We start from the raw sequence: 14099 nt of genomic DNA on the forward strand, positions 1-14099 counted from the left end.
AAAGCACAGAAAAACGCTTTTAGAGGAGGGCAATATTATGGCAGAAAAAATGACCCGGCGTACCTTTATGAAGAGCGCAGCAGCAGCGGCTGCAGCAATCTCTTTGTCCGGCGTGCTGACCGGCTGCGGCGGCAGCGGTCAGCTGGCAGACGACGAGGTCCAGATCGGACCCTTCACCGTGAAGGTCTTTGGTCTGGATGTGGATCTGGGCACGGAATCCGGCACGGACAAGGGTGCCATCACCGGCAAGGTGAGACTGCGCTATGACGCCGGCGGCGGCAGCTGGCAGGGCGGACAGTACGGCGACATGTTCCAAGCTTCCGTGGGCGAAGCAAAGCTGAAGCAGGTATCCCCCGCCGGGACTTTCTTTGTCTCCGACACGCTGTTGGGTAAGCCCTTTGCCACAGAGGAAAAAGATCTGAGGCTGAACTTCCCCGATGCAGAAATCAAGGAAGCTTACCGGAATGGTCAGCCTGCGGTGCTGAAGATCGTCATCAACGGCATCAGCGAGACGTTGTTCCTTGTCAAGAAGAATGGCGGCTATGCAGCCACCAAGACTCTGCCTTCCCTTACCACGGTTTGACCCGCAGACCCTTTTGCCCCGAGCATTCTTTGAAAGAGTGCCCGGGGCTTTTTGTCGTTTTGCCCAGCCGGAAAATGGCATTTTCGGCATATTTATCCTGTTTGTAAAATTTGAGTACAGGCTTTTCATGCCGGCTTTACGCAGGCTTGACACAGCCGCCGGAGCCTGTGCAAAAGCTTTACCTCCATTTTGCGCGTACATGGTCGCAGCGCGCACGGCGGTGCGGTACAATTAGGCCGTTCCCAAGGAAAACACAAGAAAACATCGGCCGGAACGGCGTTCCGGCATTTATTGGAGGAAAAGGGTTATGAAAAAGATCACTCGTCGTTCGTTTATCACTGTCTGCGGCGCTGCTGCTGCAGCGATGGCTCTGACCGCCTGCGGCGGTGCAGCCTCTTCCACTGTGGCATCCTCTGCTGCGGAGTCCACCTCTTCTTCTGCCGCTGCTGAGACCGCTGCAGGCACCCTGTCCGGCAATGTGGCTACCGGCGGTTCTACCTCTATGAAGAACGTCATCGCAGCCCTGACCGAGGGCTTTGCCGAGGTGGAGCCGGGGGTCACCGTCAGCTACGACCCCACCGGTTCCGGCGCAGGCATCACCGGTGCTACCGATAAGACGCTGGACATCGGCCTGTCCTCCCGCGCCCTGAAGGACGACGAGAAGAACGACGTGGACGGCACCACCGTGGCTCTGGACGGCATCGCCATCGTTGTCAACAAGGCCAGCAAGGTGGCAGACTTGACCGTGGACCAGCTGAAGCAGATGTTCACCGGCGAGATCACCAACTGGAAGGATGTGGGCGGCGACGACGGCGAGATCGTTCTGGTGGGCCGCGAGGCCGGTTCCGGCACCCGCGATGGCTTTGAGAGCATCGTGGACGTGAAGGACAGCTGCAAGTACGCACAGGAGCTGACCGCTACCGGCGCTGTCATCAGCGCTGTGGAGGCCAATCCTCTGGCCGTCGGCTACGCTTCCCTGTCCGCTGTGGGCGACACCGTCGCCATGGTCACCGTGGAGGGTGTGGAGTGCAGCGAGGATACCGTCAAGGACGGCAGCTACAAGATCCAGCGTCCCTTCGTGTTCGTCACCAACAAGAGCGTGACCCTGTCTGAGCAGGCACAGGCCTTTGTGGACTTTGCCACCAGCAAGGACGCTGCCGACCTCATCCGCACCGCAGGCGCTGTGCCGGTGAACGAGTAATTACCGGGTGGTTTGCCGGGGAAAACTCCCCGGTGAACCGCCTGCCCCGCATCTGAACAAGAAAACTGCCGCGTCGGGCTGCCGTTTCTGCGGGCCGACGCGGCTTTTATAAAGGATTTCAGCTATGAACAAAAAATCCTATCTGAGCCGGGTGCGGCTGCCCCGCACACCCGCCGAATGGCTGGAAGCGGTGATGAACTTCATCTTCTTCCTGTGCGGTATGCTGGCGGTGGGCTGCGTGGTGCTCATCTCGGTGTACATGGTGATCTCCGGCGTGCCGGCCATCCACAAGATCGGCCTGTTCCAATTCCTGCTCGGCACAAAGTGGGCCTCCACGGCAGCCCAGCCGCTGTTCGGCATCCTGCCGTTCATCCTTTCCAGCATCTACGGCACGCTGGGCGCTGCCATCATCGGTGTGCCCATCGGCCTGCTGACGGCGGTGTTCCTCTCCAAGGCCGCCGACCCCAAGCTGCGCACCGTGGTGGTTACTGCCATCGAGCTGCTGTCCGGCATCCCCAGCGTGGTGTTCGGCCTGCTGGGCATGCAGGTGCTGGTGCCCGCCGTGGCAAAGACCTTCGGCAAGGCTTCCGGTGCCTGCCTGCTGAGCGCAATCGTGGTGCTTTCCATCATGATCTTGCCCAGCATCGTGTCCGTGTCGGTCACGGCGCTGAACGCCGTGCCGCCGGAGTATGAGCAGGGCAGTTTGGCACTGGGTGCCACCGACACCGAAACATGGTTCAAGATCAGCATTCCGGCAGCCAAAAGCGGCATTGCCGCAGGCATTGTGCTGGGCATCGGCCGTGCCATCGGCGAGGCCATGGCGGTGATGATGGTGGCAGGCAACAGCCCCAACATGCCGGACAGTCCCTTCCGCAGCGTCACCTTCCTGACCACCGCCATCGCCAAGGAGATGAGCTATGCCGGCGGTCTGCAGCGGCAGGCGCTGTTCAGCATCGCGCTGGTGCTGTTCGTCTTTATCATGATCATCAATGTTGTGCTGAACGTTGTGCTGAAGGGAGGAAGCCGGGATGAATAAGGGCCTTTCGCCTTCCCGTCAGATGTGGAACCGGGTCATGACCGCACTGGTCTGGGCCAGCGCCGTTCTGGTGATGGTTCTGGTGGCCGGTATCATCGGCATGGTGCTGGTGCGGGGCATCCCCCACATCAGCTGGAAGTTCCTTTCCACCACCGCCAGTGTGCTGAAAAAGACCGACGGCATCCTGCCTGCCATCCTCAACACACTGTATGTCATTGTGCTGACATTACTGATCGTACTGCCTCTGGGCGTGGGCGCGGCGGTCTACCTGACCGAGTATGCCTCCAACCGGCGGCTCATCGAGGTCATCGAGTTCACCAACGAAACGCTGGCGGGCATCCCCAGCATCATCTACGGTCTGGTGGGTATGCTGGTGTTCAGTCAGGCGCTGGGCTTCCAGACCTGTCTGCTGTCCGGTTCACTCACGCTGGTGGTCATGAACCTGCCCACCATCATCCGAACCACGCAGGAATCCCTCAAGACGGTGCCGCAGGGCTACCGGGAGGGTGCCATGGGCTTGGGTGCAGGCAAGTGGCACATCATCCGCACCATCGTGCTGCCCTGCAGCATCGACGGCATCGTGACCGGCTGCATTCTGGCTGTGGGCCGCATCGTGGGCGAAAGTGCCGCCCTGCTCTTCACCGCCGGTGCCGCAGAGGTCATTGCCAAGAGCGTGGCCAAAGCCTACACCTCCAACGGTGCCACCCTGTCGGTGCTGCTGTACCTGCGTGCCTTTGAGGACGGCGATTTCGCTTCCGCATGGGGCATCGGTGCGGTGCTGCTGGTGCTGGTGCTGGTCATCAACCTTGCGGCGCGGCTGGCAAAGACCAAGCTGAAACAGAAACAGTAAAAAGAGAAGAAACCCTCTCAGTCATTGCTGCGCAATGCCAGCTCCCCCAAAGGAGGAGCTAGAGTGGTGCTGACCGGCAGATGATCAAAAGCTCCCCCTTCGGGGGAGCTGGCACGCCATCAGGCGTGACTGAGAGGGTTCGTTCCAATTCAACAATGAGGTACTCTATGGAAAACACGAACATGCCGGTGATATCGGCAAAAGACCTGAACCTCTGGTACGGCGACTTCAAGGCGCTGAAAGGCATCTCGCTGGACGTGGGCGAGCGGGAGATCACCGCGCTCATCGGCCCTTCCGGCTGCGGAAAGTCCACCTTTTAAAGACCCTCAACCGCATGAACGACCTTGTGCCGAATGTGCGCATCGAGGGCGATGTGCGGCTGAAGGGCGAGGACATCTTTGCCCGGGAAATGCAGCTTACCGACCTGCGCCGCCGGGTGGGCATGGTGTTCCAGAAGGCCAATCCCTTCCCCATGAGCATTTACGACAATATCACCTACGGCCCCAAGCTGCACGGCGTGCGCAATAAGGCTGAGCTGGACGAGCTGGTGGAAAGCAGCCTGCGGGGCGCGGCCCTGTGGGACGAGGTGAAGGATCGCCTGAAAAAGAGCGCGCTGGGCCTTTCCGGCGGCCAGCAGCAGCGTTTATGCATCGCCCGTGCACTGGCGGTGAAGCCCGAAGTGCTGCTGATGGACGAGCCCACCAGCGCATTGGACCCCGGCTCCACCATGAAGGTGGAGGAGCTGATGAGTGAGCTGAAGAAGAACTACACGGTGGTCATCGTTACCCACAACATGCAGCAGGCGGCCCGTATCAGCGACCGCACCGCCTTCTTCCTGCTGGGCGAGCTGGTGGAAGTGGGCCCCACGGCCCAGATCTTCAGCGCACCGCAGGATAAACGCACCGAGGACTACATTTCCGGTCGGTTCGGTTAAAGGAGGAAACAGCTATGAGTATCCGTAAACAGTACGACACCGATCTGGAATCGCTGAAAAATTCGCTGACCGAAATGGGCCGCAACTCTGCCGATGCCGTGGAGAACGCTCTGGAAGCGCTCTGCGTTGCTGATGCCGATGCGGCTGCGGCCATCGTGAAGGAGGATGCCCGCATCAACAATATGGAGCGGGATATCGAGCACCGCTGCATGACATTGCTGCTGCGTCAGCAGCCGGTGGCAGGCGATCTGCGCCGCATCTCCACTGCCATGAAGGTGGTCACGGACATCGAGCGCATCGGCGACCATGCCGCCGACATCGCCGAGATCATCCCCCACCTTGTCACCGTCCGCAAAGAGGGCGACGCGGCGGTAAGTCAGGCCATTGCCATGGGCAAAAAGGCTCACCAGATGATCCTGAATGCCCTCGATGCCCTGACGGCAGAGGACGAAAATGCCGCCCGCAGGGTGATCGCCGCAGACGACGAGGTGGATTACGACTTCAACGCCATCAAGCATCAGCTGGCGCAGGAGATCGCCGAAGATCCCGGCAAGGTGGATGCAGCGCTGGACCTGCTGATGGTCATCAAGTATCTGGAGCGCATCGGCGACCACGCCGTGAATGTGGCCGAGTGGGTGCAGTTCGTGCGCACCGGCCGCTATAAGGACGAGAGCATGTTCTGAGTATTTCCCTTCCTCATTTTTTGAGGGTTCGTGTTTTCTTTATTTCTCCTGAAAAAGGCCGTTTCTGCCCGGTGCGGAAGCGGTCTTTTTCTGTAAGACGAAAACCCTCTCAGGCTCACTGCGTTCGCCAGCTCCCCCGAAGGGGGAGCTTTTAAGCATCTACCGGTTCGTGCCGATAAAGCTCCCCCTTCGGGGGAGCTGGCACGCCGTTAGGCGTGACTGAGAGGGGTCTGACTCCTACAACGAAAATTGACTAAAAATTTTTTAGCTTTCTGCAATATTCCGGTGCGTCGGTTCGTATCTGAGGTGTAGGGCGGCAGGAGCCGCCATTCCCTGTGCGGCGGGCGTCCGACATCCCCCAGTCCCCGCCCGCCGCACCCTTTACGGAGGAAACGCAGATGACACAGACGAATCCTATCCTGCCGGAAGTCAGGGCCGGAACGGTCAGCCGCGAAGCACTGGTGCAGGCAGCACTCAAAGAGATCACCCAGAATTACCGCGAAGCAAGCCTTTCCAACGTGGCACGGGAGTACGGCGTTTCGCTGGCATATGTCAGCGAGTGCGTGCGTGCCCAGACCGGACGCACCTATAAGGAATTGCTGCAAAAGCACCGTATGGAGACCGCTGCCCGCATGCTGCGCCGCAGCGACATGAACATCCAGCAGATCATTTCTCTGGTGGGCTACGAGAACACCAGCTATTTCTACCGCCTGTTCCACGAGCGGTATGGTCTCAGCCCGCGGGAATACCGGCTGGTGCGCACCGGCCATGGCCGCGCCAGCGCATAAGGTACTTGCTCTAACAGCAGGGACTGCTGCACATCGTTTTAGCCGAAAGTGCAGCAGCCCCTGCTTTTTGCCGTTTTGGAGCATTTTAAGGTACTTTGGTGCGGGAACTGGATTTTTATGGTAATTTGTAGTACAATAAGAACAATTCTCAAAGTACTGTGCCGGACCGAGCGCAGCGCAGAAAAGACGAGGTGGAATGAATGTTTCGTGGAGCAGTGAGAGGGGATCTGCCCCAGATCCTGAAGATCTACGCCCATGCACGTGCAGTCATGAAGGCATCTGGCAACCCGACCCAGTGGGGGGATAATTTCCCGCCGCAGGAACTGCTGGAGGAGGATATCGACTCGAACCGGTTGTTCCTCTATGTGGTCAACGGCCAGATCGAGGCCGTATTTGCATTTATTCTGGGGGCGGACCCCACCTACGCCGCCATTGAGGACGGCCAGTGGCTGGACGATACCCTGCCCTATGGCACGGTGCACCGTCTGGCATCGGCCGGAAAGCACAAGGGCGTGGCATCGGCAGTGCTGGACTGGAGCATGGAGCACTGCCAGAGCCTGCGTGCCGACACCCACGCCGACAACAAGATCATGCAGCATCTGCTGGAAAAGAACGGCTTTACCCGCTGCGGCATCATCCATGTGGCAGACGGCTCGCCCCGCTTTGCCTACCAGAAGCTTGCCCCCACCCAGCCGCTGGGTTGAAACAGAATACACCCCCAAAGAGCCCCGGTCTGCGGATGCAGAGCCTGCCATGCAGGACTGCGCACGCAGGCTTTTTTGTTTGCCCCCGCTCGCTCCGCCCTGCGCCGCTCGACGGTGACGGAGAGAACGAAGCCGCGAACGGTTAAATCTGTCCTTGCTGCAAATACAGATCAACGGAAAACCCCCATGGGCACCGACCTGAATGCAAATTTGTGAACGAAAAATGTCTGAAAACGCTTTCATTTCTCTGCCGTATGTGCTATAATAACACCCGTCCTTGTGTAAGAGACAGGAAGCTGTACGCCATTGGCGTACAATAGGAAAGAGGAGTGTCTATATGAAAACGTTGAATAAGGCAGTTGCCCGTTACAACGGCATCAGCCTGATCGTTCGCATTCTGATCGGCCTGATCATTGGTGCGGTGCTGGCTCTGGTGGCCCCCGGTGCAGGCTGGGTGGGTGAACTGGGCAGCCTGTTCGTTGGCGCACTGAAGGGCATCGCCCCGGTGCTGGTGTTCGTGATTGTGGCAAGTGCTCTGGCACAGGGCTCTTCCAAGCTGGACCGCCGCTTCGGCACGGTCATCTGGCTGTACATGCTCACCACCTTTCTGGCTGCGGCCATCGCAGTGGTGACCAGCTTTATGTTCCCGGTCACGGTCGTGCTGGCAGACGCTGCCCAGTCGGACGTGGTGCCGCAGGGTCTGGGCGAAGTGATGGGCACTCTGCTCACCAACTTTGTGGCAAACCCCGTCAGTGCCATCATGAGCGGCAACTACATCGGCATCCTGTTCTGGGCCTGCATGTTCGGCGTGGCCATGAAGAAGATCGGCTCTGACACCACCAAGACCTTTATGGCAAACACCGCCGATGCGGTCTCCCAGATCGTGCGCTGGATCATCAATCTGGCACCCTTCGGCATCATGGGTCTGGTCTACACCAATGTTTCCGGCAACGGCCTTGCCATCTTTACCCAGTACGGCAAGCTGCTGGCTCTGCTGGTGGGCACCATGCTGTTCATGGCCCTCATCGTCTCCCCCTTCATCATGTTTATCTATCTGGGCTGCAACCCCTATCCGCTGGTGTTCCGCTGCCTGCGCGAGTCCGGCCTGACCGCCTTCTTCACCCGCAGCTCCGCCGCCAACATCCCCGTGAACATGGCCCTGTGCGAAAAACTGGGTCTGGACAAGGATATGTACTCCGTCTCCATCCCGCTGGGTGCCACCATCAACATGGACGGTGCCGCCATCACCATCACCATCATGACGCTGGCCGCTGCTAACACCTTGGGCATTCAGGTGTCTCTGCCTGCAGCCATCGTGCTGAGCGCTATGAGCGCTCTGGGTGCCTGCGGTGCTTCCGGCGTGGCCGGCGGTTCCCTGCTGCTGATCCCCATGGCCTGCTCCCTGTTCGGCATCTCCAACGATGTCGCCATGCAGATGGTGGGTGTCGGCTTCATCATCGGCGTGGTGCAGGACTCTGTTGAGACTGCCCTGAACTCTGCCGGTGACGTGGAGTTCGCTGCTACCGCCGAGTATCATCAGTGGCGCAAGCAGGGCAAGCCCCTGCCGGAGTTTTTAACTGGTAAGAAGAACTGAAAAATTTAAAAATATAGAAAAGGGCTGTTGCCAAACTCCTTCCGACATCGCTTACGCGATGCCACCTCCCTCAATGAGGGAGGCTTCACAGCTTACCGTCATGTCAGGCTCCCTCCGTGAGGGAGCTGGCGCGGCGAAGCCGTGACTGAGGGAGTTCTTGGCAACAGCCCCTTCGCTTTTTACGGGAAAAGATGTAACGGGCAGCAGGGCGTTTTCATTACGGCCCCTCCCGTGAAAAAACAGAAGAGCAGCGGCCGCAGCCGCTGCTCTTCTGTAATAATAAAAATAAAATTTCCGCTGTTTATGCCCAGAGCAAAGCGGAGGGCAGCCTAAATAGTAAGTCAATCCATGAACTTTGCCTTCTGCAGAGCAATCAGAATCAGCGGGATGAGCACCAGCTGAGCCACGATGCCCGGCACAGCGGTGAGCAGCGCACCGGACAAAAACGCGCTGAACGGGAAGCTGGAACCGGTCAGGCCGGCCAGCACAAAGCGTACTGCACCCCAGACCAAACGGCCCGCCACCATGGCGGTGACAAGAGAAGCGTACATCATGGACACGGTATGCTTCACCTTGTGCCAGAGCACGCCGGACACAAGGCCGTAGGCGGCCAGCTCAAAGGCCATGGAGATGGCGATGGGGAACATCGGCGGCATGCCGAACAGCACCGACCGCACCAGCGGAGCAATGAAGCCCACGGCAAGGCCCCATGGGCCGCCCAGCACAAAGCCGCACAGCAGAATGGGAAAGTGCATCGGGCACAGCATGTTGCCCACCTGCGGCACATGGCCGGTGATCATGGGCAGCACGAAGGCCAGTGCAAGGAACAGTGCAGCCAGCACGAGGCTGCGGGTGGTGGAATGAGGGTTCGTTTTCATAAAAAGCTTCCTCCTTTGGCCAGACAAAAAAGGGGTCTGCCCGGCTTACAAGCCAACGGCAGACCCCTTCGTGGTGTCTATAGCAGCAAAAATAAGATGGCAGAGCGCAAAGGCCCCCTGTGGGCTTTGCGCTGCACCGCTGCGTAAGCGCAGCGGTAGATAAAGGATGGAGAACACGGGCTTCTGTCCGCACACCCGGCTTCGTACCGGAATCTGTGAAAATTATAGCAGATGCCTCTGGCTTTGTCAAGATACGGCAAAAAGCCTGCAATTTAACCAAAAAGCGGCAAATTTCCATGCATATTTCCCCGCGTGTGTACATTTTGCATGAAGAAGCTTGACCTTTTTGCATAGAATAGCTAATATAAACTTGAAAAAGAGCGCGCTGCGGGCAGCAGGACTGCACCGGCGCTGACGAAAGGCTTTTTTGAACATGTGCAAATCTGAGGTTCATACGGGAGGACCATCATGACAAATGCAGAAAAATTTACTCTGGCCAAGCACGCCTGCCACATCCGCATGGGCGTGATCGAGGGCACGCACAGCGCAAAGTGCGGCCATCCGGGCGGCAGTCTGGATATCGCCGAGCTGCTGAGCTACCTCTATTTTGTGGAAATGAACATTGACCCGAAGGACCCCAAGAAGGCCGACCGCGACCGTCTGGTGCTGTCCAAGGGCCATGCTGCACCGGCACTGTATGCAGCGCTGGCAGAGCGCGGCTATTTCCCGGTGGAAGACCTTAAGACCCTGCGTAAGATCGGCAGCTATCTGCAGGGCCACCCCAACATGAACGAGACCCCGGGCGTGGATATGTCCACCGGCAGTCTGGGTCAGGGCGTGTCTGCCGCCTGCGGCATGGCACTGGGTGCCAAGCACGCCGGTAAGCCCATCAACGTCTACACCATCCTGGGCGACGGCGAGGTGGAAGAGGGCGAGTGCTGGGAAGCCTTCATGTTTGCCGCACACTACGGCCTTTCCAACCTGTGCGTTGTGCTGGACCGCAACCACCTGCAGATCGACGGCACCACCGAGACCGTGATGAACAGCGCCCCGCTGGAAGAGAAGCTGAAGGCCTTCAACTTCAATGTTGTTACCATCGACGGCCACGACTACGACCAGATCGAAGCCGCCATGCAGGCATTCCATGCAGAGACTGCAAAGCCCACCTGCATCATCATGGACACCACAAAGGGCAAGGGCGTTTCCTTTATGACCAACTCCGTGGACTGGCACGGCAAGGGCCCCAACGATGACGAGTACAAGATCGCAATTGAGGAACTGAACGCCGCATACGCCGCGCTGGAGCAGGAGGAAAACTAAGATGGCAGATGTGAAGAAGATCGCTACCCGTGAAAGCTACGGCAACACCCTGAAGGAGCTGGCCGCCGAAGGCCACGAAGATCTGGTGGTGCTGGACGCAGACCTTGCTGCTGCCACCAAGACCGGTATGTTCCGCAAGGCTTACCCGGATCGTCATTTTGACTGCGGCATTGCCGAGGGCAACATGATGGGCGTGGCTGCGGGCCTGTCCACCATGGGCTACGTGCCCTTTGTTTCCAGCTTTGCCATGTTCGCCGCCGGCCGTGCCTTTGAGCAGGTGCGCAACTCTATTGGCTATCCCCACCTGAACGTGAAAATCGGTGCCACCCACGGCGGCATCTCGGTGGGCGAGGACGGCGCTTCCCATCAGTGCTGCGAGGACTTTGCCCTCATGCGCAGCATCCCCGGCATGACCGTGATCTGCCCCGCCGACGATGTGGAGGCCCGCGCCGCTGTGCGTGCTGCCTACGCAATGGAAGGCCCCGTCTATCTGCGCTTTGGCCGTTTGGCTGTGCCTGTGTTCCACGACGCCGAGAACTATCACTTCGAGATCGGCAAGGGCGAGCAGATCACTGAGGGCAGCGACATTGCCATCATCGCCACCGGCCTGATGGTCAACGAAGCCCGCATGGCTGCGGAGCAGCTGGCCGCTGAGGGCATCCACGCCCGGGTCATCAACATCCACACCATCAAGCCTCTGGACGAGGAGATCGTCCTCAAGGCTGCAAAGGAGTGCGGCAAGGTCATCACCGCCGAGGAGCACAACGTCATCGGCGGTCTGGGCGAGGCCGTCTGTGCCGTGCTGAGCGAAAAGCTGCCCACCCCTGTGCGCCGCGTAGGCGTGCAGGACGTGTTCGGCTGCTCCGGCCCGGCATGGGACCTGCTGAAGTTCTACGGTCTGGATGCTGCCACCATCTGCAAGACTGCCCACGAAATGCTGGGCAAATAAGCGCTTCTCCCACTGTATCTGCGCCGCCGCGTCATTTGCTGACGCGGCGGCGTTTTTGCATGCCGCAAATTTTTTTGCCAAATACTGCAGGATATGATATGCTTACAGAAAAAGCGGAAGGGAGAATCGCAATGCTGATCGTGGACAAACTTGCGTTTCAGGAAAAACTTTCGGAAGGGGAAAAAACGCTGGCCGCCTATATTTTGGCGCATGGGATGGAAATTGCCAAATATTCCACCCGCAGTCTGGCAGAAGTGACCTACACCTCTCCGCCGACCGTCCTGCGCCTTTGCAAAAAGCTGGGTTTTACCGGCTTTGATGACTTCAAGCAAAATTTTGTGCGTGAACTGGAATATCTCGACCAGCAACAGGGCAAGGTGGATTTCAATTTTCCCTTTGCTGAAAACGACAGCCCCATGCGGGTGGCGCAGAACATCGGCGAGCTGTACGAAGAAGCCGTCAAGGACACTATGCAGCTTCTCCGGTACGAAGACCTGCACAAAGCGGTGCTCCTGCTCAAATATCACGAGGAAATCCACATTTTTTCCGCCGGGACGGCCATCAATCAGGCCGAATCCTTCCGAGAAAAGATGCTCAAGATCGGCAAGCGGGTGGTCATTTTCAACAATCTGAACTACCAGCGGTATCAGGCCTGCTGTCTGTCCGAGAGGGACCTTGCCATGATCATTTCCTATTCCGGCGAAACGGCGCAGATGCTGGAGATTGCCCGGCAGTGCAAACGCTCCGGAACACCCATCCTTGCGCTGACCAGCTTTGGCGAAAACAGCCTGACCTGTTATGCGGATTGCAAGCTGACCCTTTCCACCAAAGAAAGCATCTATCAGAATCTTGGGGACTATGCTTCCCATCTGTCCATGACCCTTCTACTGGACATCTTGTATTCCGAGTACTTCCGGCAGAACTACCAGAAGAATTATACCTACAAGCTGGAACGCGCCCGAGAGCTGGAACAGCACCGCACCTCCACCAATCCTATTTTGTTGAATCTGCACAAAGAAAATGCGGAATGAAACACTGTTCCGTTTTTGATCGTGCAAAAAGAAACAGAAAAATTAACACTGTACCAATAAGTTTAAAAAATATTGCACAAAAACCTCCCTGCAAGTATTCTATACCTGCAAGGAGGTTTTCAAGCTTATGGAGATGCCAAAAAAGTTCCTGTGGGGCGGTGCGACCGCCGCCAACCAGTACGAAGGTGCCTACCAGACGGATGGCAAGGGCCTGAGCATTGCCGACGTGGAAAAAGGTGCACGCCACGGCGTCCCGCGCGAGATTCATACACAGGTCATGGAGGGCAACTACTACCCTAGCCATGAAGCCGTGGATTTTTACCACCATTACAAAGAGGACATCGCGTTGTTTGCCGAGATGGGCTTCAAGTGCTTCCGAATGTCCATCAACTGGCCGCGCATCTTTCCGCAGGGCGATGAATTGCAGCCGAACGAGGCCGGGCTTGCTTTCTATGACCGTGTGTTCGACGAGCTGCACCGCTACGGGATCGAACCGGTGGTCACGCTTTCGCATTACGAAACGCCGCTGTATCTGGTGCAGCACTATGGTTCCTGGCGTAACCGAGCCCTGATCGATTTCTTTGCCCGGTACTGTGAAACGGTGTTTCGGCGTTACAAGGGAAAGGTCCGGTACTGGATGACCTTCAATGAGATCAACGAGACCATGAACCAGAGCGAGCCATACCATCAGGCAGGCGTGCTCTTTGCCGAAGGCGAGGAGCACAACGCTGTCAAAGCGCTGGTCAGCCACAACATGTTCCTTGCCAGTGCAAAGGCCGTGCAGATCGGGCATGCGGTCGACCCGGAAAATAAAATCGGCTGCATGATCCAGTATCCCACCACCTACCCGCGCACCTGCGCACCCAAGGATGTGCTGGCACAGAGATTCCAGATGATGCCGAACTATTATTACACCGATGTGATGTGCCGCGGACACTACACCAGCCTGTGCACGGCACAGCTGCGACGCATGGGCACTTCGGTAGAGATGCAGCCGGGCGATGCCGAGCTGCTGGCCGCAGGAACTGTGGATTACATCGCATTCAGCTATTATTTTTCTTCAGTTGCCCGTGCAACGGAAGATACGGATTGCTGTGTAGAACGCAGCAATCCGTATCTCCAGCGTACCGACTGGGATTGGCCCATCGATCCGGACGGCCTGCGCATCGCACTGAATGAGCTGTATGACCGGTATGAACTGCCGCTGTTCGTTGTGGAAAATGGTCTGGGTGCCATCGACACCGTAGAGCCGGATGGCAGCATTCAGGACGATTACCGCATCCGTTTTCTGGGCAGTCACATTGATGCGCTGCGGCAGGCCATTGAGCTGGATGACGTTCCGGTGATCGGCTACACCTGCTGGGGTCCCATCGACATTATTTCGGTGGGCACCGGCGAGATGCGCAAACGGTACGGCTTCATTTACGTAGACAAGAAGGATGACGGCAGCGGCACGTTGGCCCGCAAAAAGAAAAAGTCGTTTGCATGGTACAAAAAAGTCATTGCAAGCAACGGCGCAGACACCGCCCTGTAAGCAATGCATTTTTT

General features: G+C 58.0%; 13 protein-coding genes and 1 pseudogene. 13 read left to right on the forward strand and 1 reads right to left on the reverse strand.

Annotation, left to right across the window (positions count from 1 at the left end; all coding sequences use genetic code 11):
• The first annotated feature begins 37 nt into the window (after positions 1-37).
• The 9 genes and pseudogenes from PXT33_RS01370 to sstT all read left to right on the forward strand — a co-directional run bounded on the left by PXT33_RS01370 (position 38) and on the right by sstT (position 8373).
• Positions 38-583: a twin-arginine translocation signal domain-containing protein gene (locus tag PXT33_RS01370; protein WP_005943722.1), complete on the forward strand. Its 546-nt coding sequence runs from the start codon at positions 38-40 to the stop codon at positions 581-583.
• Between the two features lie 307 nt (positions 584-890).
• Positions 891-1784: a phosphate ABC transporter substrate-binding protein gene (locus tag PXT33_RS01375; RefSeq protein ID WP_082210864.1), complete on the forward strand. Its 894-nt coding sequence runs from the start codon at positions 891-893 to the stop codon at positions 1782-1784.
• A gap of 124 nt (positions 1785-1908) precedes the next feature.
• Entirely contained in the window at positions 1909-2820 is a 912-nt protein-coding gene (gene pstC, locus PXT33_RS01380; protein WP_332375801.1) for a phosphate ABC transporter permease subunit PstC, read from the forward strand.
• Complete coding sequence (gene pstA / locus PXT33_RS01385; protein WP_005943708.1) at positions 2813-3670, forward strand: phosphate ABC transporter permease PstA; 858 nt, start codon at positions 2813-2815, stop codon at positions 3668-3670. The genes pstC and pstA overlap by 8 nt, the downstream gene beginning before the upstream one ends.
• Positions 3671-3852: 182 nt before the next feature.
• Positions 3853-4604 (forward strand): annotated as a pseudogene (gene pstB / locus PXT33_RS01390) (phosphate ABC transporter ATP-binding protein PstB).
• 14 nt (positions 4605-4618) lie between these two features.
• Complete coding sequence (phoU, locus tag PXT33_RS01395; RefSeq protein WP_332375802.1) at positions 4619-5287, forward strand: phosphate signaling complex protein PhoU; 669 nt, start codon at positions 4619-4621, stop codon at positions 5285-5287.
• 398 nt (positions 5288-5685) lie between these two features.
• Positions 5686-6075 (forward strand): helix-turn-helix transcriptional regulator, encoded by a 390-nt coding sequence (locus PXT33_RS01400; protein WP_097776900.1) that lies wholly within the window; start codon positions 5686-5688, stop codon positions 6073-6075.
• Between the two features lie 200 nt (positions 6076-6275).
• On the forward strand, positions 6276-6779 hold the full coding sequence (locus PXT33_RS01405) for a GNAT family N-acetyltransferase (RefSeq protein ID WP_097774563.1): 504 nt from the start codon (positions 6276-6278) through the stop codon (positions 6777-6779).
• A gap of 346 nt (positions 6780-7125) precedes the next feature.
• Positions 7126-8373, forward strand: a complete 1248-nt coding sequence (gene sstT / locus PXT33_RS01410) for a serine/threonine transporter SstT (RefSeq protein ID WP_343252045.1) — start codon at positions 7126-7128, stop codon at positions 8371-8373.
• A gap of 341 nt (positions 8374-8714) precedes the next feature.
• On the opposite strand, the gene PXT33_RS01415 is transcribed toward sstT, so the two are convergent.
• A complete protein-coding gene (locus PXT33_RS01415; protein WP_291012586.1) occupies positions 8715-9251 on the reverse strand; it encodes an ECF transporter S component in 537 nt (178 codons plus the stop codon).
• A 468-nt stretch (positions 9252-9719) separates the two neighbouring features.
• Between PXT33_RS01415 and PXT33_RS01420 the strand changes: the two genes are divergently transcribed.
• From PXT33_RS01420 to PXT33_RS01435, 4 genes are all read left to right on the forward strand, one after another.
• The gene (locus tag PXT33_RS01420) at positions 9720-10571 is read left to right on the forward strand and encodes a transketolase (protein WP_291012589.1); all 852 of its coding nucleotides are present in this window, start codon (positions 9720-9722) and stop codon (positions 10569-10571) included.
• A gap of 1 nt (position 10572) precedes the next feature.
• Positions 10573-11520 (forward strand): transketolase family protein, encoded by a 948-nt coding sequence (locus PXT33_RS01425; RefSeq protein WP_005943680.1) that lies wholly within the window; start codon positions 10573-10575, stop codon positions 11518-11520.
• 98 nt (positions 11521-11618) lie between these two features.
• Positions 11619-12551, forward strand: coding sequence for a MurR/RpiR family transcriptional regulator (locus tag PXT33_RS01430; RefSeq protein ID WP_242960040.1), 933 nt, complete (start codon positions 11619-11621; stop codon positions 12549-12551).
• A gap of 127 nt (positions 12552-12678) precedes the next feature.
• Entirely contained in the window at positions 12679-14085 is a 1407-nt protein-coding gene (locus PXT33_RS01435; RefSeq protein ID WP_005943672.1) for a 6-phospho-beta-glucosidase, read from the forward strand.
• Positions 14086-14099 lie beyond the last annotated feature (14 nt).

Origin of the sequence: Faecalibacterium taiwanense, assembly GCF_036632915.2 — a bacterium.
Taxonomy (GTDB): domain Bacteria; phylum Bacillota; class Clostridia; order Oscillospirales; family Ruminococcaceae; genus Faecalibacterium; species Faecalibacterium taiwanense.